Here is a 21,601-nt window from a genome sequence, read left to right as displayed (position 1 = left end):
GAACAGTCCTACACCGTGTCGCTGGGGCTGCGTAGTGGCCGGTAGCCGCTACGCGCGTACTCGGCCTCGATCGGAAACTCATACGTCCCGTATGGATTGACGTGTTCCATCAGCGCCGGGGAGACGTGCGTCAACAGGTCCCGGTCGATGCGCCCGCGCCGCTGCGACAGTCGCTCGAGAGCGAGTTCGAGGTAGGCGGTGTTCCAGGTGATCACGGCGTTGGTCACCAGCGACAGGCACAGGGCTTGTTCGGTCTGCTGCTCGTGATGGCGGCGCCGCACGGTGCCTTCGTGGGCGAAGAACAGATCCCGACGCAGCGAGTGCAGGCTCTCGCCCTTGTTGAGCTGGCGGGTGATCCGACGCCGGTAGGCCTCGTCGGCCAGATACCGCAGCGCATAGATCGTGCGTTGCAGCTTGCCGTACTCGACCAGTGCTTGGGCCAGCGCCGAGCGCCGCGAGGAAGCGTGCAGCTTGGACACCGCGAGGGAGGCGGTGGCGTGGCCGTATTTGAGGCTGGCGGCCAGCCGCAGCATCTCGTCCCACTGGCTACGGATCAGCGCTGTGTCGATCGTGCCGGTCAGCAGACTGCCCGCGTTCGGAAACGCGCTGGTGGTCTCTTTGCGGGTGCCGAGCCGGTGCAGGGTAATGCCGCCCAGGTCGCGGATGCGCGGGGACAGGGTGAAGCCGGTCAAGGCGAATAGCGCGAACACCGTCAGGGTTTGCCCGGCGGTGTCGGTGGCGTGTTCGGTGATGGGCAGGTCGGTGGTGTTGCCGAGGATCTCGTCGAGCACGTAGACGGCTTCGCGGTCGGTGACCGGGATGACCTTGGTGCCATAGGTGGTGTGCTGATCGGAGACGTGGGTGTAGGTGGCCACGCCTTCGTCGACGAAGTAGCGGCTCATCGCCCGCGCGGTCAGCGACTTGCCCCGCATCGGAAACCGCTGCCCATCGCTGGAGGACATGGTGCCGCCACCCCACACCGAGGCCAGCGGCAGCTCGTGATGGTGGCCCACGATGGCCGCGTTGGCCTCCCGCAGGGTGTCCTCGCGCAGGTACCACTCGGTGGTCCAGCGCAGCGTCTCCTCCGAGATCCCGGAGGCCTCGGCCATCGCGATCGGTCCGAAATTGCAGGCCTGGGCCAGGATCGCGGCGTAGAGGTTGCGGCGCAGCTGGGCTTCGCGGTGGGTTTTACCGCCGGCGTGGGTGAGCTGATCCGACCAGGCCGACCACCGGTCGACCTCGATGAGCAGCTCGGTCAGCTGCGGCCGCGGCAACAGCTCCACCAGGTCCAACCGGAGTTTCTCCACCTCCTCGGGGACTGCCTCGGCCGAGAGCCGGTTGACGGTCAGCTCGCCGGTCTCGCTCATCCGCACCGGTCCGTCCCCGGCGGCCAGGACCGACTCCAGTTCCGTCAGCGTGGCCTGCAACTGCTCCCCGGCCTGCTCCAAGGCGGTGTTGGCCTCAGCAGGTGCCTGCACCAGGGCGCAGTACTCGTGGCGCCACGTGGGCCACTGCTCGGCCGGCAGCAGCAGCGTGGTCGGGTCGGCATACCGGCGCGAGCCCGGCACCCAGATATCGCCCGAGCGCAGAGCATCCCGCAGCCCCAACAGGGTGGCCAACTCCCAGTAATGCCGATATGCGGTGCTGTTCCCACTCTTCGCCGCACGGTCGAGATAGTCCCGCCATCGGGTCGGCACGAAGGCCGTTGGCGCGTCGTCGGGGACCTTGCGGCCACCGCGGGCGTAGAGCTCGCGCAGGATCGTCACCGCCTCGGCCAGGGACTGGGCCTCGGTCGAGGCGGCGAAGGTCAGCGCGCCAATGACGTGCGGGGCGAACTCGCGCAGATAGGTGAAGCTGGCATCAACCATGGCCAGATGCCCGTGATCACGCGGTAGCCGGTCTTTCGGATCCCGCCGGGCAGCGCGCAGCCGCTCCATTCCGATCCCGCTGCGCAACTTCGCCCCGACCGCGGCATCGGGCACGTTGTCCAGGTCGGTGGCCACGGCCAGCATCTCGTCCAGCAGCGTCAACCGACCTTCCGAGGCCCGCGCCCGCTGCGCCAGGTGTTCGTCGAGCTTGCGGCGAGCCCGGTTTTCCATATTGGACAAGGCCTGGTCGAACATGGAAACGAGCTCGTCGAGCACCTCCACGGCGCATTCGGCGGCCGTGGCCAGCAGCACCGGATACCGCTTGTCGATATCCCGACGGGCCAGAGCCTGATTCGTCGCCCGCCGGCCCACCGAAGCCAGCCGCCGACGGCGCGCGTCCGGCAGGCTCGACAAGTCCAGCGCGTGAGCGTCGATCCCGCGCAGGTAGCGCAGCTTGTCCAGTTCCCCGCGGATCGCCATCGGCGAGGCCGTCGTCGCCCCGCGATGCAGCCACGCCAACCGCGAGATGCTCATGCCCTGCTCGACGGCCAGCAGCCCGTCCAGCTCACCGCGCAGGTGCTCATCCAACAGCGGCTCGACCCGCGCATACACCTCGGCGACCGCGTCCTTGCGAACCGTGGCAATGCGCTCCATCAACGAGATCGCACCGGGCCGGACCACCTTCTGCGAGCTCAAGTACTCGCAGCCCAGCCGAAACAACACGCTGGGCGCATCATGCTCGACCGCACGCGCCAGCAGGAACTCATCCAGCTCCTTCCACTCCACCGCGCCGGCCGTGCGCCACCCCAACCGGGCCGCAGCCAGCCGCAGATGCTCGGTCCGAGTCTGCTCCCGCTCGCCATACCCATCGAGCTCGGCCACAGCAATCCCCAACTGCACCGCAAGACGGTTCGACGCCGACCTGGGCACAGCAGGCACGTCATCGGGCACAAACCCCAACCACGGCAACGCGCACAGCTGCACCGCCAGCCCCAACCGGTTGCCCGAGCCCCGCGCAGACCGCTGTATCCACGCTCGATCACCCGAGCCCAACGTGAAGTAGGAGATCAGCTCATTCCGCCCGATCTCCTCCGGCCACGACCGCAACCGCCGAATCTCATCCTCGGAGAAAAACCGCGTCGACACCGACCACTCCGCTCGCCACACGATCACTGACGAGCGACATCCTCACCACAGACGAACAGCACGCCGAGACCGGGTAACCCCAACGTCGACGAGTACAGAGCCGCTCAACCACGTCTCTGACCTGGCCAAACCTAGCTAACCGTTGTTTTTTCGGCGTGTGCTACCGCTACCCCCCGCCGCGCCAGCGACATCAAGAACGCCATCGGCGCTAACTGGGGTGCCGAACGCTTCGCCGAGCGCACCGGCCTGGAGGAGCTCGGCGGCGGAAGCAGCCGGCTACTAGCAGTCCCTGCCTGCCCGTGCTTCGCAGGTCGCGACGGCGGCATGGATTTGGGCGCAGGACGGGCAGCGCAGGATGCGGGCCGTCTGCCGTGTCGGCTGCTGCACGGGAACCATGCCGGCGGTCATACGACATGCCACGGGGCGCCGGTCGACGTAGGCGTGCTGGGCGCACACTCCCGCGCTGCAGTCCGAACAGGTCGCCACGGCGGGCCGTTCGGTGTTCTGTTCGGCGCAGTCGAAGCAGTGCATGGCGATTCTCCTTTCGTACTACCCCGGGATGTACAAGCCTCGCACCCGGGTTAGGTGCCGATGATGCTGAGCCAACCGGCGAGAGCGAGCAGTGTGATCAGCAGGACGGGGATGGTGAGCACGATGCCGGTGCGGAAGTAGCGGCCCCAGCCGATGTGCATCCCCTTGCGGTCGAGCACGTGCAGCCACAGCAGGGTGGCCAGGCTGCCGATGGGAGTGATCTTGGGGCCGAGGTCGGAGCCGATGACGTTGGCGTAGACCATCGCTTCGTGCGACAGGCCGGTCGCACCGACGGCGCCGATGGCCAGCGCGGCGATGAGCACCGTGGGCATGTTGTTCATGATCGAGGAGAGCACGGCCACGACGACTCCGGTGCCGAGCGCGGCGGTGAGCACCCCGTGGTCGGCGAAGAACCCGAACAGCTTGGCCAGTTCACCGGTCAGGCCCTGGTTGCGCAGGCCGTAGACGACCAGGTACATGCCGATGGAGAACAGCACGATCTGCCAGGGTGCTTCTCGGATGACCTTGCCGACGGGAATCCGCCGCGGCCCGCTCGGACGGTCGTCGCCGGGTGCTGCCGGGATTGCCGCGTGGTCGCCTGCGTCGGTTGTGTTGCGCGGATCGCCTGCCGGGTGCTCCGCTGCGGTCTCGGCACTGCCTGCGCCCACGGTCGCGGGCTGGGGGTGCCGCACGGCCTGGGCGAACAGGAAGGCCGGGCGGCGTGCGGCGACGGCGATGAGGATGAGCGCCCCGGCTCCAGCCACGACCGACAGGGGCACGCCCAGCGGGTCGGCGCTGAAGTAGCCGATCAGCAGCAACGCAAGCACAACCCACCCGGTGCGGAAGGTCAGCTGGTCGCTGATGGCCTCCGCCGGCTGGCGCAGGGCGGTCACGTCATAGGTCTTCGGAATGGAGCGGCGGAAGTACAGCAGGAGCACGGCGAGGCTGGCGGCCACGGAGACGAGGCCGACCGGGACCATGACCGCGGCGTAGCGGGCGAAGCTGATGTGGAAGAAGTCGGCGGAGACGATGTTGACGAGGTTGGACACGACCAGCGGCAGGCTGCCGGTGTCAGCGATGAACCCGGTGGCCATGACGAAGCCGAGCGAGGCTGTCGGGGAGAAGCGCAGAGCGAGCATGATCTGCATGACGATCGGGGTCAGGATCAGCGCGGCGCCGTCGTTGGCGAACACCGCGGCGATCGCGGCCCCGAGCAGCACGATGAGCACGAACAGCAGCCGCCCGTGTCCGCGGCCCCACCGGGCCACATGCAGCGCGGACCACTCGAAGAAGCCGCACTCATCGAGGATCAGGGAAATGAGGATCACGGCGACGAAGGCCAGCGTGGCGTTCCAGACGATGCCCACCACCGTGGGCACGTCGGAGAAATGCACCACCGTGGTGGCCAGGGCCACCACGGCGCCGCCGAGCGCGCTCCAGCCGATGCCCAGGCCCTTGGGTTGCCAGATCACCAGGGTGAGCGTGGCGAGGAAGATCAGGATTGCGGCCACTGTCATGGCGTCGTCGTCTCTCCTGTGGTGAGTGAGTCGAAGCCGGCGGCCGGTGCCGGTATGGCGACCGGCCACCGCTCGGGTTAGTTGCCGCCGGCGAGCAGCGCTAGTTGCTCGGCACCGGCTGGTACTACCGGCCGCCAGGGCAGTACGGCGGTGCGGTCGGCGTGCTCGGTGGCGACCTCGGTCAGGTAGCGCCGCTCCGAGGCGGCTCGGGCCAGCAGCAACGGGTCACTCGGGGACGCTGCGGCCAAGCTCTGGTTGATCACCCAGGCGAACGGCTTGATACCTGCCCGAGCGAGATCGCCCTGCAGGGCGGCGGCTTCGTGTACCGGGGTGGCCTCCGGCAGGCTCACCAGCAGAATGCGGGTGTAGTCCGGGTCGGTCAGCCGGTCGAGCAGTGCCACCGCTTCCGGTGGGGGCGCCTGCCCGGTTTGCTGGGACAGCTGCTGCTGGTAGCTGCGCGAGGCATCCAGCAGCAACAGCGTGTGCCCGGTTGGGGCGGTGTCGACCACTACGAACCGGTCACTGGCCGCCGCCACGGTGCGGGCAAAGGCGTGGAATACCGCGATCTCCTCGGTGCACGGTGACCGCAGGTCCTCGACCAGCAGGTCCCGGCCTTGCTCGTCCAGGTGCGCTCCTGCCTCGGCCAGCACCGATTCGGTGTGCGCTGCGGTTACGGCGGCTGGGTCGATCCGCGTGACCTTCAGGTCACCCGAGGTCTCGCCCACGACCGAGTCGACATGTGCGGCCGGGTCAGTGGTGGTCAGGGTGACCGGATGTCCTCGTCGGGCGAGTTCGGTGGCCACCGCCGCGGCGATCGTGGTCTTGCCGACGCCGCCCTTGCCCATCGTCATCACCAGTCCGCGGCCGCTGGCCGCGACCTCGTCGACCAGCCCGTGCAGGTCCGTGTCGAGGCCCGCCTGCAGCGGTGTGCTGGCCGACGCGGCGGTCTCGGCCACCGGGGTCGGATCCAACATGGCCCGCAGGCCGGACACACCGACCGGCAACGCAGGCAGCAACGGCACGGACTCGATGACGGTGATCTCGGCCAACGACTCGGGCATGTGCTCCAGCGCCTCCTGCCCGCGCTGCTGCCAGGCCATCGCCAGTGGGTCCTCCTCGCGCATGGCTGAGAACACGCCGTTGACGATCAATCGCTGGTTGTCGATGCCGAGATCACGCAACTCGGTCGACGCCCGTCCGGCTTCCGCCAACGCTCCCTGCTCAGGTCGGGTCACCAGGGCCAGCGTGGTCTGGCCCGCGTCGGCCAGCGCTCCCATCGCCTCGCCGTAGCGCTGCTGCTGCGCGCCCAGCTCGGCCAAGGGGCCAATACACGAGGCACCGCCGGGGTTGGTGGCCAGAAAGTCCGACCACGCACTGGGCAAACTCAAAAGCCGCAGCGTGTGTCCGGTCGGGGCGGTGTCGAAGACCACGTGGTCGAACCGCTCGCGGATGGCCGGATCGGTCAGCAGCGCGACGAACTCGTTGAACGCCGCGATCTCGACCGTGCACGCACCGGAGAGCTGCTCCTCGATCTGCTCCACCGCCGAGGTCGGCAAGCTGTCCCGGTACGGGCCGAGGACCTTCTCCCGATACTGCGCCGCCGCCTCACCGGGATCGATGTTCATCACGTGCAACCCGGCCACCCCGGGCACCGGCCGCGGGTCCCGGCCAGCTCGGGTCTGCAGGACCTCATCGAGGTTGGAGGCCGGGTCGGTGCTGACCACGAGCACGCTGTGCCCGGCATCGGCCATACCGATCGCCGTGGCCGCGGCCGTGGAGGTCTTGCCCACGCCGCCCTTGCCGGTGAAGAACAAGAACGGCGTGCTCCCCCGGAGCAGACCCCCCAGGACCTGATCAGTGGACGGGCTCATGCTCAGCACTCTCCCGGAGCGCAGCATCCACCACCGGACTCGGCCTGCTCGGCTGCCGGCAGGCCGGGGCGCTCAGTCTCGGCCCCCGTCCACTCGGCCAGTTCCAGTCGGGTCGGGTACCGCCCAGTGGTGCGCAGCGCACCGTCGACGAACACGGCAGGCAGGGCTTCCTCACCCTTGTCCTTCAGCAGCGCGCCGACCTCGGTGTTCTCCACGAACTTGCCCGGCTCCGACGACAACCCGAACCGGTGCACCTCCACACCCGCGGTCCCGAGCCAGTCCACATCAGCGGAGAACTGCGCCAGCGCCGGATCCACCGAGGGCCCACACACCCCCGTCGAACAGCACATCGCCGGGTCGTAGATCTCGACAGTCGCCATCACAGGCCCCTTTCCCTTCGGAAGCACGACATAGCCGACGCTACATCGACACACACTGATGAATCAAACCAAGCTGATGTGAGCGATTTCTCGGTTGGTGCTCCTCGTGGCATCGAACAGCGAAATACCAGTTCATATGCGCCTATAGTCTTTTCTATCGACCCTTGACGCAGTGCTGCGGTCGGTGGTTATATCGAAATATGTTGATGTCTCCTGTTGCTGGGGCTGACGAAGACGCTCCCGGACACGCTGCGGATGCGCAACCAGACCTCGCCGAAGCCGCCGTGAAGCTCTTCGGGGATCCGCTCCGCGCGGAGATCGTGCGCCTGCTCGCACGCGAGCAGATGTGCACCTGCCACCTGGTGGACGACACCGGAGCACGACAGTCCACCATCAGCCACCACCTGCGCGTTCTGCGTGAAGCGGGCTTCGTCGCCGCCGAGCCGCGCGGCCGCTACACCTACTACCGTCTGCGCCCCGAAGCACTGAGCATCCTCACCGTCGGCATCGCCAACCTCACCGCGCAGGCACACCACGCCCAAGCCATACGTCGACCCTGCGCCTGATCCAGTTGCGACGTCCCATCAACAGTATTCGATAGGAGATTTGAGTCAGTCGAAATCCCGAGCACTCTCGTGAGTCAACATCCGCCGTACCGACCTCAGGCGGCCACCATGTCCAGGTCACCCCACAACGCCGAGGAATACCGGCTGACCGACCCGCACATCACCGAACTCTTAGACCGCGCTACCGCTGACCTACAACCCCAGTTCCAGGGGATCTTCGGTCCAGAAACCATCCGAGCGGTAGTGGAGGAGACCTACGCGCAACTCAACGCCACCGCACGGGTGCACACCCACCTCGCCACCCTCGCGACGCGTTTCGCTCGCGAACGCCTCACCTCGATCGCCAAGAACCAAGGAGCCCTCGTGCCCTCGACCCCCGAAGTGCTGTTCGTCTGCGTGCACAACGCAGGCCGGTCCCAGATGGCCGCCGCACTGCTGCACCACCACGCCCAAGGCACGGTCGCCGTCCGCTCCGCCGGGTCCACTCCTGCCGACACCGTCAACCCCGCCGTCGTCGAGGTCATGAATGAGCTCGGCATCGACCTCTCCCAGGAGTTCCCGAAGAAGCTGAGCTTCGACGCGGTGGAAGCCGCCGATGTCGTGATCACCATGGGTTGCGGTGACGCCTGCCCGGTGTTTCCCGGCAAGCGCTACCTGGATTGGGAACTCGACGATCCCGCAGGCAAACCTGTCGAGGAGGTCCGCCCCATTCGCGAGGACATCGACCGCCGCGTGCGTGACCTGCTCGCCGAGCTCGTGCCGGAGGCCGCGCGGTGACCGACGATGTCCGCAACCTGATCATCGTGGGCTCCGGCCCGGCCGGCTACACCGCCGCGGTGTACGCCGCGCGGGCGGAGCTCGAACCTCTCGTGTTCGAGGGCAGCCAGTTCGGTGGCGAGCTGATGAACACGACTGACGTGGAGAACTACCCCGGGTTCCGCGAAGGCATCATGGGCCCCGAGCTCATGGAGCAGATGCGTTCCCAGGCCGAACGATTCGGTGCGGAGCTGCGGGCCGAGGACGTCGAGGCCATGCAGCTCACCGGCGACATCAAGACCGTCACGGTCAACGGTGTCGAGTACCGCGCCAAGGCCGTCGTCCTGGCCATGGGGGCCGCACCCCGATACGTGGGCGTGCCCGGCGAGGAGGAGTTCCTCGGCCGCGGTGTGTCCTCCTGCGCGACCTGCGACGGGTTCTTCTTCCGCGAGCAGGACATCGCCGTGGTCGGCGGTGGTGACTCGGCGATGGAGGAAGCGACGTTCCTGACCCGGTTCGCCAGCTCGGTGACCGTCGTGCACCGCCGCGACGAGTTCCGCTCCTCCAAGATCATGCTCGAACGCGCCCGCGCGAACGAGAAGATCAAGTGGCGCACCAACGCGGTGGTCGACGAGGTGGTCGGCGACGGCACCGTGTCCGGACTGAAGGTGCGGGACACGTTCACCGGAGAGGTCTCCGACCTGCCGGTGAACGCGATGTTCGTGGCCATCGGCCACGACCCCCGCAGCCAGCTCGTCCGCGACCAGCTCGAGGTCGACTCGGAGGGTTACGTGCAGGTGCGCCAACCCACCACCCACACCAGCGTTCCCGGCGTGTTCGCCGCCGGTGACCTGGTCGACAAGACCTACCGTCAGGCGGTTACCGCGGCCGGCTCCGGCTGCTCCGCGGCGATCGACGCCGAGCGGTGGCTCGCCGAGCGGGATGCCGCCGAGCACGCCGACATCGCGGCCGAGTTCGTCGGCGGGGACGGTCCCGCCACCGAAGCGGCCATGGCCACACCAGACTGAACGTCGCTGTGCTCAACCCATCCGGTCTCGCGGACTCGATCGCTGAGACGACCGCATGGATCAGCGACCAGCAATAACCGCACTAGCCACACCAAAGAGCCCGCGCCAACCCGGCGCGGGCTCAGTACTGCGCGGCCCACCGATCTCAGCAGCGGGCGTTACCGGAGGATCCTGTTCGGCTGCTACTCAGACCCCACCACGTAAACCACTGGGTTTCCAGGGTTCCCAGGGTTGCCGGTGTCGATCACCAGCCGGTCGTCGAGCCGTCAACTGTTGACGGGTCTGCGCCCGGCTGCGCGATCACGCCACGCCAACGTGCGGCAGGACGCGCTGCAATAGAGGGCGTCCGAGCGGCGATGTCGATACGCCGGCCAGGCGCGGCCGCAGCGCACGCACTGGCCCCCTCCTGGTGGCTTCGGGGAGCCGAACCGGGTTGCCTTCCCCTCGGCGATCAGTTCGACGAACAGCTGCTCAGCTCGCCGGTGCGCCGCCCGGCAGACGTCGCCGCAGAAGCGGGCGTCGGCCCGGCGCCCGCTCTCCAGAGAACGGCGGCAGTGCTCACACCGCCGCCGGGCACGCGACCTCACAGGGTCCAGCCTGCGCCCTCTCGAGAACCGGCGCAGGTGTTGGTCCGGTTCAGAACTGGCACACGCCATCCTCGACGGCAGCAGTGCGACGGGCGAGTACGTCCGGCACACGGCTGTGCCCCCGCAAGAACGAGGCGAGATCGGGGTGGATCAGCGCGGCAACATCAAGGATGCGGTCGTGGTCTTTGCGCAGGTCACGCGCGTGGATCGGCTCGTGATGTGCGACCCGGTTGCGGAACTTCCGCAGGAGCTCGATGCGGCGGAGAAACGCCTTGCGTCCTCGTGCGTCGTTCGGCCGGTGGGTCCATCCGGGGAAAGCCCGGTGCAGGCATCGTTGCCAGTACAGGTTCTGCTCGAGCGCGCCTTTCGGGCCGCCCAGCATCGATGACCAGAACCCGAACGACAGCGCAGCGACGACGTCGTCCGCGGTGACCTTCGGCAGCCGGGCGGCGAGCTTGTCCTCTTCATCACGGGCCGTGCTTACCGCCCGCGCATCGAGGCCTGGAGTGTTCCACCAGTCCGCGCGGTCGAAGTGCTCGGCCAGGACCCCGTGCACGGCGTTGCGGATGGCGACGCAGGCGAATCCGCGCACTTTCACCACGTACGCAGCCGGACCACCGGCGGGTTCTCAGCGCCCTCCTCGCGAGGACAGCGGTTTCGCAGCGTAGGCCGCTACTCAAGAAACCGATCCCGCAGCGAGGAGGGCGCTGAGGTTCCGCCACCCGACCCTGCGAGCAAACCCCTTTCCAACGGAGTTTTCCTCAGAGGGCGTTTTGGGAACTCGCTTGTGTGCCCGTAGGGCACGGTCGCAAGTGACCAGCCGCGGCAGGGTGAGGAGCTCCGGCGTTTCAGTTCGTGCCTCGCAAGGCAGGGGTTCTCGCCGCGTACGCCTGGTACTCAAGAGGACCCCAACGCCGCGAGGCACGAACTGGGGCGGCGGTACCGGACCACCCACCCAAGATCCCAAATGCGCTCTCAGCGAATGTGCAGCTTGGGCTCGTGCTCGAGATGGGACAGGCCGTTCCACGCGAGATTGACCAGGTGCGCGGCGACGTCGTCCTTCTTCGGCTTGCGCACCTCCAGCCACCACTGGCCGGTCAACGCCACCAGCCCGACCAGTGCCTGGCTGTAGAGCGGGGCGAGTTTCGGATCGTAGCCCTTGGCACTGAACTGCAGACCGAAGATGTGCTCGACCTGGCTGGCGATGTCGTTGAGCAGGCTGGAGAAGGTGCCGGTGGTACTCGGAACCGGCGAGTCCCGGACGAGGATCCGGAACCCGTCGGTGGAGCTCTCGATGTAGTCCAGCAGCGCGCACGCGGCCTGCTCCAGCAGCGCGCGCGGGTGACCAGCCGACAACGCGGACACGATCGTGTCCAGCAGATGCTGCATCTCGCGGTCCACGACGACCGCGTAGATGCCTTCCTTGCCACCGAAGTGTTCGTAGACGACCGGTTTGGACACCTCGGCGCGGTGGGCGATCTCCTCGATCGAGGCGCCGTCGAAGCCCTTCTCCGCGAAGAGCTCCCGCGCCACGTCGAGCAGTTGCTGGCGCCGTTCCTTGCCGGTCATCCGGACGCGCACACGGGCACCAGGATCCGTGCGGCGCCCGGAACCCCCTCCGGTCGCGTTGCGACCTCGACGCCGTCCCACCACGCCCGCGAGCCTAAGTGGTCACTCGCGGGCGAGCGCGGGCGGCTCCGCCGGAGATCACGCCTTGTTCTCGGTGAGCGTGATGCGGGCGAGCCGCTGCGGGTTCGACCAGCGCACGTTCCACGCCCAGCCGAGCTTCTCGAACGCCCAGATCACGCGGGCGGACATGTCGATCTGACCCTTGAGCACACCGTGCCGGGCGCAGGTCGGGTCCGCGTGGTGCAGGTTGTGCCAGGACTCGCCGAAGGACAGGATCGCCAACGGCCAGAAGTTCGCCGCCTTGTCCCTGCTCTTGAACGGGCGCTCCCCGATCATGTGGCAGATCGAGTTCACCGACCAGGTGATGTGGTGCAGGAACGACACGCGCACCAGACCGCCCCAGAAGAATCCGGTGAACACTCCCCACCAGGACATCGTGACGAGACCGCCGATGGCGGCGGGAAGGGCGAAGCTCAGCACGGTCCACAGCGGGAACAGCGCGTTGAGCCGGACCAGCGTCCGGTCCTTGCGCAGGTCGGGGGCGAAGCGCTCCTCGTTGGTCTGGTCCCGGTTGAGCAGCCAGCCCATGTGGGAGTGCCAGAACCCCTTCATCAGCGCGGCCGGGCCGGTACCGAACAGCCACGGCGAGTGCGGGTCGCCCTCACGGTCGGAGAACGCGTGATGCCTGCGGTGGTCGGCGACCCAGGTGATCACCGGCCCCTGCGCGGACATCATGCCCGCGACGGCGAGGAACCCGCGCAGGAAACGGTTCGCCTTGAACGAGCCGTGGGTGAAGTGGCGGTGGAACCCGACGGTGACACCGAGTCCGCTGATCAGCCAGAACCCGACCATGAGCGCGATGTCGGTCCAGCCCAGCCAACCTTCGACCCAGGCGAGCGGGATCGCGGCGAGGAGCGCGGTCATCGGAATCAGCAGGAAGAGGTAGACGAGCACCTGGTGGCCCGAGCCTCGGGGTTCGGCGAGTAGCGGCTTCCGGCCGCCGCGCGCCGTACTTTCGTCGGCAACGCGGTCGGTTGCTGCTGCGGTCATGCTGTACCTCAACTGGGTCGGAAGGTGGGCGATGCTGTCTGGGGAACGACCCGTCCACACCGTCGTCAGCCTACGGGACCGTAACCTACGCCAGCGTAAGTTGTTCGGGGTCGGATCGACACCCCTGACCTCCGGAGCTCGCGGCGTGTCCGAACGGACGCCGGGCGTGTCTCACACTCGTTCGGCCACACCGACGTCGGTGCGGCTGGACGCCCGTGCCACGATGACTCCGGGCCGACGGCGCGGAGAAGAGATCGACTTCCCCCGCTAGACTGGGCGACCGAGGCGATCCGGATCTCGCGTCCGGAGCGATCCGCCGTGGTGTAAAGGCAGCACCTCTGATTTTGGTTCAGAAGGTTCAGGTTCGAATCCTGGCGGCGGAGCGATCGGCCCCGGCGGGCCGGCCGCCCAGTGGGCGAGCTGGCCGTCCCGGTCATGAGAACGGACGGCCACGGCTGTCCGGAGCCACAGGTGGACAGCCGTGGCGGCCGTTCTGGTCACCACGGCCGTGCTGACCGTCGAGGACGTCGACAGGGGGTGTGTGCCGCTGCGCGAGGACGAGGTCGACCTGCGCAAGGAACCGGAAACCACGCTCCACGAGGTCTCGGACGCGTGGCTGGTGGGGCGTGCCCGGGAACTCAACGCGATGGGTCAGCACAGCGACCCGCACCGCCAGCACGCGACCCTTCGCGAGGCCGACGGACTGCTCGCCGAGGCGCAGCGACGCGGCGAACCCCGCGTCGTCGCCCAACTGGTCCGGCACTGCGCGACGATGCGGCTGGCCATCCCCGAGCTCGTCGAGACGGCCGACCCGCTGCTCGACGAGCTGCTGGCACACACCAAGAAGCACGGCCTGCAGGTGCTCGAGGCGGACGCCCGCGCACTGCGCGGCCGGCGCTCGCTGCTCGGCGGCAACGAGGACACCGCGCTCAGCGAGATCGCCAGCGCTCTGGCGATGCTCGACGTCGAACTGGTCCCGGACTCCACCCTCGGACGCCGCTCATGGGAGCGGCTGTTGGCGACCGCACTCGTCGACATCGGGCTGGTGTTGGCGCAGATCGGTGTCTTCGGCGAGGCCGACAAGGTCATGGCCAGCGCCCATCACCGCATCCGGGAGAGCGGCGGGCCGCACGAGATCGCCGCGCACCTGATCAACCGTTGCCGGATGCTGATCGGCTGGGGCCTACGACTGGAACGCACCGGTCAGCACGACGAGGCCGCCGCGCGGTTCCGCACCGCATCCGCCATCGCCGTCGCCGCCGAGGGCCCGTGGCGCGAGTCGCTGTTCCCACGGACGGCGGACCGCCCCGCCGCCGAGCAGATGCCGGTGCTCGGCGTCGCCCACGCGTTCACGAAACCGGACGCCGAGCATCTCGACCGCCTCGACCTGCTGCGCGGCCTCGACACCGGCGGGCTCGCCCGCGAGAAGATCATCGTGGTGATCGCCCTCTGCCGCTGTCTGGTGGCCTCCGGGCGGGCGGACGAAGCAGCGAGTGTGCTCGCGCGCACCGTCAAGGAGTTCTCCGAGGACACCTCCGAACCGTCGCTGCGCATCTCGTTGCTTCGCGAGTACGCCCAGGTCCCCGGGCTTGCGGAGGACACGCGGGCGGAGGCGCTGCGAGCGTACGGGCAGGCGCTGGAGGCCGAGCTCGGGGCGATGCGGCAGACCAGGGAAGTCACCCTCGAGTCGCGGCTCGAGCACCACCGGCTCACCCGGCGGCACAACGCGATCACGCAGCAGGCGTTGCACGATCCCCTCACCGGACTGCCGAACCGGCGCGCGCTGGACGACAAGCTCGACGCGCTCCGGGAGGACTCGTCCGCTCATCCCCTCTCGGTCGGGCTCGTGGACCTCGACGGTTTCAAGGAAGTCAACGACGAGCGCTCGCACGCCGAGGGCGACGACGTGCTCCGCGTCGTCGCGGGCACCCTGCGCGACGCACTGCGTACCGACGACCTGGTGGCCCGCTACGGCGGTGACGAGTTCGTGGTGCTGCTGCCGGGCGCGACGCTGGCCTCCGCGGAAGCGGCTCTGGCCCGCGCCGTGGACGCGGTGGCGAACACGCCCCGCGCACTCTCCCACGGAGTGACGCTGTCCATCGGCGTGGTGTCCATGCGCCCGCAGGAATCGCCGCCGCAGGTCCTCGCTCGCGCCGACGCCGCGATGTACCAGGCGAAACGCGAGGGCGGAAACCGCGTCTCCGCGTTCACGACGGGAGTCGGCGCGACCGCGGACAGCCACGACCCGTGGACGCCGCCGGAGCGGCTGTGAGGGGGCATCCTGGAACTGGCATTCGTGCCCGTACGGCACGGTCTCAGCCGGAGCAGGGTGCGGAACTGTCTTTGATCTGCGGTGGTGGTCACCTACCACCGTGCACGGGCCGAGCACGCGAGACCATGCCCTCACGGACATCGCGACCAGACCACAGACAGGCACTCAGTCAGCGCCCCGACAGCGGCGTAGCATCACCGACGTCCCGCGTACGAAGCTGCGGCCTCGGCGGGGCGCCGCTCGGGCCGGGTCACCCGGCCGGTTACCCTTCACCCGCTCGGACGCCTCACTCCACAGCGTGATCGAGGCTCCGCACGGCAGTCTGCACCGGACCGAGGGAGAGCATCGATGCTCCAGGGCGCGACCGCCCCGTCCAGTACCGAGGCGTCCGCCCCGGTCAGCGCGATCGTGCTGGCCGCGGGAGAAGGCACCCGGATGCGCTCCGCGACCCCGAAGGTGCTGCACCCGATCGCCGGTCGCTCGCTGGTCGAACACGCGGTGCGCGCCGTCGCCGGCGTCGACCCGGAGGACCTCGTCGTGGTCGTCGGGCACGGGCGGGACGCCGTCACCGACCACCTCAGCGCCGTCGCGAAGGACCTCGACCGGAAGGTCCGCACCGTCGTCCAGGAGCAGCAGAACGGCACCGGTCACGCCGTGGCGTGCGGTTCGAGTGAGCTCTCCCACGCGGGGCGGGGCACCGTGCTCGTCAGCTACGGCGACGTGCCGCTGCTCGACGCCGACACCTTCCGTGCGCTGCTGGCCGAGCACCACGACTCCGGCAACGCGGTCACCGTCCTGTCCGCCGTCGTTGACGACCCGACGGGGTACGGCCGTCTCGAACGGGACGATTCGGGCACGGTGCTGGGCATCGTCGAACAGAAGGACGCCACCCCGGAACAGGCGACGATCACCGAGATCAACTCCGGTGTGTACGCCTTCGACGCGGCCGTCCTCGAGAACGCGCTCAGCCGCCTGTCGACGGACAACGCCCAGGGCGAGCTGTATCTCACCGACGTCCTCTCCATCGCCCGCGCCGACGACAGGCGGGTCGGTGCGCTGGTGTGCGCCGACACGTGGCTGGTGGAAGGTGTCAACGACCGTGTGCAGCTGGCGCGCCTCGGTGCTGAGATGAACCGGCGGCTGCTGCTGACGCACATGCGTGCCGGCGTGACGTTCGTCGACCCGGCATCGGTCTGGCTGGACTGCGACGTGGAGCTGGCGCGCGACGTAGTCGTCGAACCGGGCGTACAGCTGCGGGCGGGCACCACCGTCGGCGAGGGCGCCGTCGTCGGCCCGGACAGCACGCTGACCGCATGTCGTGTCGGCACGGGCGCCTCCGTGGTGCGCAGCCACGCCGACTCCGCGGTGATCGGCGAGAACGCGAGCGTCGGCCCGTTCGCCTACCTGCGGCCGAACACGCGCCTCGCCGGCGAGGCGAAGGTCGGCACGTTCGTCGAGACGAAAAGCGCCGACATCGGCACCGGCACGAAGGTGCCGCATCTGACCTACGTCGGTGATGCGACCATCGGCGAACACAGCAACATCGGTGCCTCGTCGGTGTTCGTCAACTACGACGGGGTCGCCAAGCATCACACGGTGATCGGATCGCACTCCAGAACGGGAGCCGACAACATGTTCGTCGCACCCGTCGAGGTTGGCGACGGTGCCTACACCGCAGCCGGTTCGGTCATCGTCGAGGATGTCCCCCCGGGCGCGATGGCGGTCGCGCGCGGGAGGCAACGCACCATCGAAGGCTGGGTGGCCAAGCGCCGCGCAGGAACCGCCGCCGACCAAGCCGCCCAACGTGCGCTTGGTGAGGACAAGAACAGCAACGACACGCGTGACGACCGATGACCGGCGTCAAACGGGAGGGACGATGACCGTGAGCGCCATGTCTGCGACTCCGAAGAAGAGCCTCAAGCTCTTCTCGGGTACCAGTCACCCGGAACTCGCCGAGGAAGTCGCCAAGGAGCTCGACGTCACCGTCACTCCGCAGGCGGCCTACAAGTTCGCCAACGGCGAGATCTTCGTGCGCTACGACGAGTCCGTGCGCGGCTGCGACGCCTTCGTCGTGCAGTCGCACTGTGCCCCGCTCAACGACGGGATCATGGAACAGCTCGTCATGATCGACGCGTTGAAGCGGGCCAGCGCCAAGCGGATCACCGCCGTTCTCCCGTTCTACGGCTACGCTCGGCAGGACAAGAAGCACAAGGGCCGCGAGCCGATCTCGGCGCGGCTGATCGCCGACCTGTTCAAGACGGCGGGTGCGGACCGGATCATGACGATCGACCTGCACACCGACCAGATCCAGGGTTTCTTCGACGGCCCGGTGGACCACCTGTTCGCGCAGAAGATGCTGGCGGGCTACATCCGGGACACCTACGAGGACGAGCGGATCACCGTGGTCTCGCCGGACTCCGGCCGGGTGCGCGTCGCCGAGAAGTGGGCCGACGATCTCGGGGGCACGCCGCTGGCGTTCATCCACAAGACCCGGGACCCCAGCAAGCCGAACCAGGTCGTCGCCAACCGCGTGGTCGGTGACGTCGAGGGACGGCTGTGCATCCTCGTCGACGACATGATCGACACCGGCGGCACGATCACCAAGGCGACCGAGCAGCTGCTCGAGGCGGGTGCGAAGGACGTCATCATCGCGGCCACGCACGCGGTGCTGTCCGGTCCCGCGGCGGAGCGGTTGGAGAACTGCGGTGCCAAGGAGGTCGTGCTGACCAACACGCTGCCGATCCCGGATGAGCACCGGTTCGCGAATCTGCACGTGTTGTCGATCGCGCCGCTGGTCGCGCAGGCCGTCCAGCAGGTGTTCGAGGACGGCTCGGTGACGAGCCTCTTCGACGGCCAAGCCTGACCGAGCTTCACGACGAAGGGCCCAGGGAGATCCCTGGGCCCTTCGTCATTCCTGCCCCTGAGGCGAACGGCACTCTCGCACCACCAGACGAGGCGAAGGTGCCGTTCGCACCACACGCTCTTACGGAGCGAACGGCACTCTCGCCCCGTCTCACGAGGCGAAAGTGCCGTTCGCTCCGTCTCACGAGGCGAAGGTGCCGTTCGCCCCAAACGGGTCAGTCGCCTGAGACGGCGTCCACGATCTCGGTGCCTGCGACGTAGACGAACAGCGCCAGGCACAGCACGAGCAGCGTGTTCGACAGCCACCGTGAGCGGTGCGCGGCGGGCATCAACGTCTTCGAGTTGAGCAGGTAGAGCAGGGTTCCCGCCAGGAACGGCATGAACAGCGCCCCGAGCACCCCGTAGACGATCGTCAGCTGGAACGGCTTGCCGAGGAAGAGCAGGAACATCGGCGGGAACGTCAGCCACAGCAGGTAAACCCGGTAGGAGGTGCTGGCCTGCCCGGCCTTCTGGTCGTAGTCGCCCGCGGACTCCGGCGGGGCGTCCTTCGGCAGGTTCCACGTGCGCCACCAGTCGGCGAACAGCAGGCTCACGCCGTTCCACACGCCGATGACGGAACTGAACGCGACGGAGAAGAACCCGACGAGGAACGGGATCCGCGCCCACTCGCCGTAGTCGGCGGCCAGCCCGTCGCCGAGCATGAGCAGTCCGGTGTCGCCCTCGACGAGGGCCTGCCCCCGCAGCATCTCGGACCCGACGACGAGCATCGCGATGACGAAGATGCCCGTGGTGATGTAGCCGACCGCGTTGTCGGTGCGCATGAACGGGATCCACGACGGCGCGCGCCACCCCTTGGCGAACGTCCAGTACCCATAGGCGGCCATCGTGATGGTTCCGCCGACGCCGCCCATCAAGCCGAGTACGTAGGCCACGGAGCCGTCCGGCAGCGTGGGCACCATTCCGGCACCGAGCGCGGCGAAGTTCGGGCCGACGAGGATCGCGGTGCCGACCACGGTCACGAACATGACTCCGACGAGCGCGGTCATGATCTTCTCGAGCACGCCGTAGCGCCCGAACCAGACGATGCCGAACCCGGCGAGCCCGCAGAGGATCCCCCAGTACTCGACACCGAGTACCGGGAACAGCGCGTTGAGCGGCAACGCCGAGGCCGACATCGCGGTGGCGCCGTAGATGAAGCCCCAGACGACGATGTAGAGGCCGAAGTAGGCCATGATCCAACGGCCGATGGTTCGCCACCCGGAGAGCATCGTGCGGTTGGAACCGAGGTGCCATCGACCGACGGCCTCACCGAGCGCGAGCTTGAAGACGGTCCCGAGGATGACCGCCCAGAACAGCGCGTACCCGTAGCGCGATCCCGCGACCATCGTCGCCACGAGGTCGCCGGCGCCCACACCGGTGGCGGCGGCCATGATCCCGGGGCCGATCTGTCTCACCCGTGCCCGCCAGGTCGGGCGCGGGGCGTCTTGCGCGGAGGTCACGTCCGTCGACATGCACGACAAGGTAATCCGGTGTGATCCGCACTGCCCAGGGTGCGGTACCGAACCGTGATTGTTCGCCGAGCGCACGACGGGTGCACCCCAGCTCGGCTCTCGTCATCCGGGGTCGGTCGAGCATCCCGCCCCGAGGGCGTGTCCACCGCCTGCGCATGCTGGCCAGCCGTGGAGTGAGGTTCCGCCACGCAACCCCCAACACAGATCAATCCGCGCGCCCTCTAAACTATTCGGGTTGCCTCGGCGAGGCCGGTTCGCGGAGCCGGCGTGATCGACGCGGCGGCAGGTGCAGCCGACTGCTGTCGGCGCCGCGACACGTTCGTGTCGCGTGGCCTGGCCGACCGTCGCTGTCGCTCTCACCAGTCGCGCCCCGCCGCCGTTCGCCGAGCCGCCCAGCCACGTATTCGCCCGTCACGAGGAGTAGAGCACCGTGTCCGAGGTACGTCTTTCCGTCGAACCGCGCACCGAGTTCGGAAAGGGTGCCGCACGCCGCACCCGCCGCGCGGGCAAGATCCCCGCGGTCCTGTACGGCCACGGTTCCGACCCGAAGCACCTGTCGCTGCCGACCGTCGAGTTCGCCCGTGCGCTTCGTGAGAACGGCCAGAACGCCGTCTTGACGCTGGACGTGTCGGGTTCCGGCAAGGAACTCGCGCTGACCAAGACCGTCACCGCGCACCCGATCAAGAACTACATCGAGCACGTCGACCTGCTGCTGGTCCGCCGCGGCGAGAAGGTCACGGTCGACGTGCCGGTCGTCGTCAACGGCGACGCCGCGCCCGGCACCCTGGTCACCCAGGAGCTCACCGAGATCCAGGTCGAGGCCGAGGCGCTGCACATCCCGGAGCAGGTCGAGATCTCCATCGACGGTGCCGAGTCGGGTACGCAGTTCGTCGCCTCCCAGGTGGTCCTGCCGCGCGGCACCGAGCTGCAGGCGGACCCGGAGGCGCTGGTCGTCAACGTCACCGAGGCACCGACCGAGGCCGAGATGGAGTCGGAGATCGACACCGAGGGTGCCGGCGTCGTCGAGGACGAGTCCGACTCGGAGACCGAGTCCGCCGGGGAGACCGAGGAGTCCTGACCCCGCGACGTCGGGCACAGCCTGCCGCGGCGCGTCGCCCCACACGGGCGGCGCGCCGTACGTCTCTCCGGGGAAATCTCGGTGGACACCCAGGTTGATCTGCGTTGGTGGTGGAGTGGCGGGCCTGCGTACGCCGCCGGGCAGACTCGTGTCTTGTCAGCGGCGGAGCCGCTGAGCCGTCACCACGTACGCAGCCGGACCACCGGCGGGTTCTCAGCGCTCTCCTCGCGAGGACAGCGATTTCGCCGCGTAGGCCGCTACTCAAGAAATCGATCCCGCAGCGAGGAGCGCGCTGAGGTTCCGCCACCCAACCCACCACGCAAGACCTTTTGTTCAGACATTCAAGGAACCTTCGTCGTGAATGCTGTCGAATCTGCCGGGCCCGCACTGATCGTGGGCCTGGGCAATCCCGGTCCCCGTTACGAGGGCAACCGGCACAACATCGGGTTTCTCGTTCTCGACGAGCTCGCCGCTCGTGTCGGCGGCAAGTTCAAGGCGCACAAGTCGGGTGCGGAGGTCGTGGAGGGCAGGCTCGGCCCGTGCCGGGCGGTGTTGGCGAAGCCGCGCTCGTTCATGAACCTCTCCGGGGGCGCGGTGTCGTCGGTGGCGAAGTTCTACAAGGTGCCCGCGACGGAACTGATCGTGGTGCACGACGAGCTGGATCTGCCGTTCGGGACCGTGCGGTTGAAGCGCGGCGGCGGCGAGAACGGCCACAACGGCCTGCGTTCGATGACGAAGTCCTTGGGAACCAAGGAGTACCTGCGGGTGCGGTTCGGGGTGGACCGCCCGCCGGGCCGGATGGACGCGGCAGACTACGTGCTCAAGGACTTCTCCCGGGCGGAGTCCAAGGAGTTGGGCTGGTTCATCGACCACTGCGCGGACGCCGTGGAAGCGGTGGCGGCGCAGGGGCTCGAGGCGGCGCAGAACCGGTTCCACTGACCGGGGCCGA

The 21,601-nt window shown here is 68.3% G+C and carries 17 protein-coding genes and 1 tRNA gene; 9 read left to right on the top strand and 9 right to left on the bottom strand.

Annotation, left to right across the window (positions count from 1 at the left end):
• Positions 1–8 precede the first annotated feature (8 nt).
• The 5 genes from GIY23_RS03235 to arsD form a co-directional block, all read right to left on the bottom strand.
• A complete protein-coding gene (locus GIY23_RS03235) occupies positions 9–3,014 on the bottom strand; it encodes a Tn3 family transposase (RefSeq protein WP_154075306.1) in 3,006 nt (1,001 codons plus the stop codon).
• Between the two features lie 279 nt (positions 3,015–3,293).
• A complete protein-coding gene (locus tag GIY23_RS03230; protein WP_154075305.1) occupies positions 3,294–3,545 on the bottom strand; it encodes a DUF2180 family protein in 252 nt (83 codons plus the stop codon).
• 50 nt (positions 3,546–3,595) lie between these two features.
• Positions 3,596–5,062, bottom strand: a complete 1,467-nt coding sequence (locus GIY23_RS03225) for an arsenic transporter (protein ID WP_154075304.1) — start codon at positions 5,060–5,062, stop codon at positions 3,596–3,598.
• A gap of 77 nt (positions 5,063–5,139) precedes the next feature.
• Entirely contained in the window at positions 5,140–6,933 is a 1,794-nt protein-coding gene (gene arsA / locus GIY23_RS03220; RefSeq protein WP_154075303.1) for an arsenical pump-driving ATPase, read from the bottom strand.
• Positions 6,934–6,935: 2 nt separating this feature from the next.
• The gene (gene arsD, locus GIY23_RS03215) at positions 6,936–7,313 is read right to left on the bottom strand and encodes an arsenite efflux transporter metallochaperone ArsD (RefSeq protein WP_154075302.1); all 378 of its coding nucleotides are present in this window, start codon (positions 7,311–7,313) and stop codon (positions 6,936–6,938) included.
• A 206-nt stretch (positions 7,314–7,519) separates the two neighbouring features.
• Here arsD and GIY23_RS03210 point away from each other — a divergent pair, with 206 nt between their 5' ends.
• The 3 genes from GIY23_RS03210 to trxB all read left to right on the top strand — a co-directional run bounded on the left by GIY23_RS03210 (position 7,520) and on the right by trxB (position 9,663).
• Entirely contained in the window at positions 7,520–7,879 is a 360-nt protein-coding gene (locus GIY23_RS03210; RefSeq protein ID WP_228717518.1) for an ArsR/SmtB family transcription factor, read from the top strand.
• A gap of 108 nt (positions 7,880–7,987) precedes the next feature.
• A complete protein-coding gene (locus tag GIY23_RS22905; RefSeq protein WP_154075301.1) occupies positions 7,988–8,656 on the top strand; it encodes an arsenate reductase ArsC in 669 nt (222 codons plus the stop codon).
• A complete protein-coding gene (trxB, locus tag GIY23_RS03200; RefSeq protein WP_154075300.1) occupies positions 8,653–9,663 on the top strand; it encodes a thioredoxin-disulfide reductase in 1,011 nt (336 codons plus the stop codon). The genes GIY23_RS22905 and trxB overlap by 4 nt, the downstream gene beginning before the upstream one ends.
• Positions 9,664–10,299: 636 nt before the next feature.
• Here trxB and GIY23_RS03195 read toward each other — a convergent pair.
• The 3 genes from GIY23_RS03195 to GIY23_RS03185 form a co-directional block, all read right to left on the bottom strand.
• Positions 10,300–10,851 (bottom strand): hypothetical protein, encoded by a 552-nt coding sequence (locus GIY23_RS03195; protein ID WP_154075299.1) that lies wholly within the window; start codon positions 10,849–10,851, stop codon positions 10,300–10,302.
• Positions 10,852–11,225: 374 nt separating this feature from the next.
• A complete protein-coding gene (locus GIY23_RS03190; protein WP_154078572.1) occupies positions 11,226–11,819 on the bottom strand; it encodes a TetR/AcrR family transcriptional regulator in 594 nt (197 codons plus the stop codon).
• 138 nt (positions 11,820–11,957) lie between these two features.
• Positions 11,958–12,929, bottom strand: coding sequence for an acyl-CoA desaturase (locus GIY23_RS03185; RefSeq protein ID WP_154075298.1), 972 nt, complete (start codon positions 12,927–12,929; stop codon positions 11,958–11,960).
• Positions 12,930–13,241: 312 nt separating this feature from the next.
• On the opposite strand from GIY23_RS03185, the gene GIY23_RS03180 reads away from it, so the two are divergent.
• From GIY23_RS03180 to GIY23_RS03165, 4 genes are all read left to right on the top strand, one after another.
• A tRNA-Gln gene (locus GIY23_RS03180) sits at positions 13,242–13,312 on the top strand.
• Positions 13,313–13,410: 98 nt separating this feature from the next.
• Positions 13,411–15,201, top strand: a complete 1,791-nt coding sequence (locus GIY23_RS03175; protein WP_228717517.1) for a GGDEF domain-containing protein — start codon at positions 13,411–13,413, stop codon at positions 15,199–15,201.
• Between the two features lie 348 nt (positions 15,202–15,549).
• On the top strand, positions 15,550–17,055 hold the full coding sequence (gene glmU, locus GIY23_RS03170; protein ID WP_154075297.1) for a bifunctional UDP-N-acetylglucosamine diphosphorylase/glucosamine-1-phosphate N-acetyltransferase GlmU: 1,506 nt from the start codon (positions 15,550–15,552) through the stop codon (positions 17,053–17,055).
• A 37-nt stretch (positions 17,056–17,092) separates the two neighbouring features.
• A complete protein-coding gene (locus GIY23_RS03165) occupies positions 17,093–18,064 on the top strand; it encodes a ribose-phosphate diphosphokinase (protein WP_222850225.1) in 972 nt (323 codons plus the stop codon).
• Positions 18,065–18,278: 214 nt separating this feature from the next.
• Here GIY23_RS03165 and GIY23_RS03160 read toward each other — a convergent pair whose 3' ends face one another.
• Entirely contained in the window at positions 18,279–19,574 is a 1,296-nt protein-coding gene (locus GIY23_RS03160) for an Nramp family divalent metal transporter (protein WP_154075295.1), read from the bottom strand.
• 430 nt (positions 19,575–20,004) lie between these two features.
• On the opposite strand from GIY23_RS03160, the gene GIY23_RS03155 reads away from it, so the two are divergent.
• Together GIY23_RS03155 and pth are read left to right on the top strand one after the other, a co-directional pair.
• Positions 20,005–20,652: a 50S ribosomal protein L25/general stress protein Ctc gene (locus GIY23_RS03155; RefSeq protein WP_154075294.1), complete on the top strand. Its 648-nt coding sequence runs from the start codon at positions 20,005–20,007 to the stop codon at positions 20,650–20,652.
• Between the two features lie 357 nt (positions 20,653–21,009).
• The gene (pth, locus tag GIY23_RS03150; protein ID WP_154075293.1) at positions 21,010–21,591 is read left to right on the top strand and encodes an aminoacyl-tRNA hydrolase; all 582 of its coding nucleotides are present in this window, start codon (positions 21,010–21,012) and stop codon (positions 21,589–21,591) included.
• Positions 21,592–21,601 lie beyond the last annotated feature (10 nt).

The sequence above is a fragment of the Allosaccharopolyspora coralli genome (assembly GCF_009664835.1).
GTDB classification, from domain to species: Bacteria; Actinomycetota; Actinomycetes; order Mycobacteriales; family Pseudonocardiaceae; genus Allosaccharopolyspora; species Allosaccharopolyspora coralli.
The sequence above is the reverse complement of the archived record's forward strand: the minus strand, read 5'-3'. Positions and strand labels throughout refer to the sequence as shown.

What these genes read in the sequence shown, in the direction of transcription:
- GIY23_RS03230 (WP_154075305.1), bottom strand. Translation starts at nt 3,545, where the DNA reads ATGCACTGCTTCGACTGCGCCGAACAGAACACCGAACGGCCCGCCGTG.
- GIY23_RS03225 (WP_154075304.1), bottom strand. Translation starts at nt 5,062, where the DNA reads ATGACAGTGGCCGCAATCCTGATCTTCCTCGCCACGCTCACCCTGGTG.
- arsA (WP_154075303.1), bottom strand. Translation starts at nt 6,933, where the DNA reads ATGAGCCCGTCCACTGATCAGGTCCTGGGGGGTCTGCTCCGGGGGAGC.
- arsD (WP_154075302.1), bottom strand. Translation starts at nt 7,313, where the DNA reads ATGGCGACTGTCGAGATCTACGACCCGGCGATGTGCTGTTCGACGGGG.
- GIY23_RS03210 (WP_228717518.1), top strand. Translation starts at nt 7,520, where the DNA reads ATGTCTCCTGTTGCTGGGGCTGACGAAGACGCTCCCGGACACGCTGCG.
- GIY23_RS22905 (WP_154075301.1), top strand. Translation starts at nt 7,988, where the DNA reads ATGTCCAGGTCACCCCACAACGCCGAGGAATACCGGCTGACCGACCCG.
- GIY23_RS03190 (WP_154078572.1), bottom strand. Translation starts at nt 11,819, where the DNA reads ATGACCGGCAAGGAACGGCGCCAGCAACTGCTCGACGTGGCGCGGGAG.
- GIY23_RS03185 (WP_154075298.1), bottom strand. Translation starts at nt 12,929, where the DNA reads ATGACCGCAGCAGCAACCGACCGCGTTGCCGACGAAAGTACGGCGCGC.
- glmU (WP_154075297.1), top strand. Translation starts at nt 15,550, where the DNA reads ATGCTCCAGGGCGCGACCGCCCCGTCCAGTACCGAGGCGTCCGCCCCG.
- GIY23_RS03165 (WP_222850225.1), top strand. Translation starts at nt 17,093, where the DNA reads ATGTCTGCGACTCCGAAGAAGAGCCTCAAGCTCTTCTCGGGTACCAGT.
- GIY23_RS03160 (WP_154075295.1), bottom strand. Translation starts at nt 19,574, where the DNA reads ATGTCGACGGACGTGACCTCCGCGCAAGACGCCCCGCGCCCGACCTGG.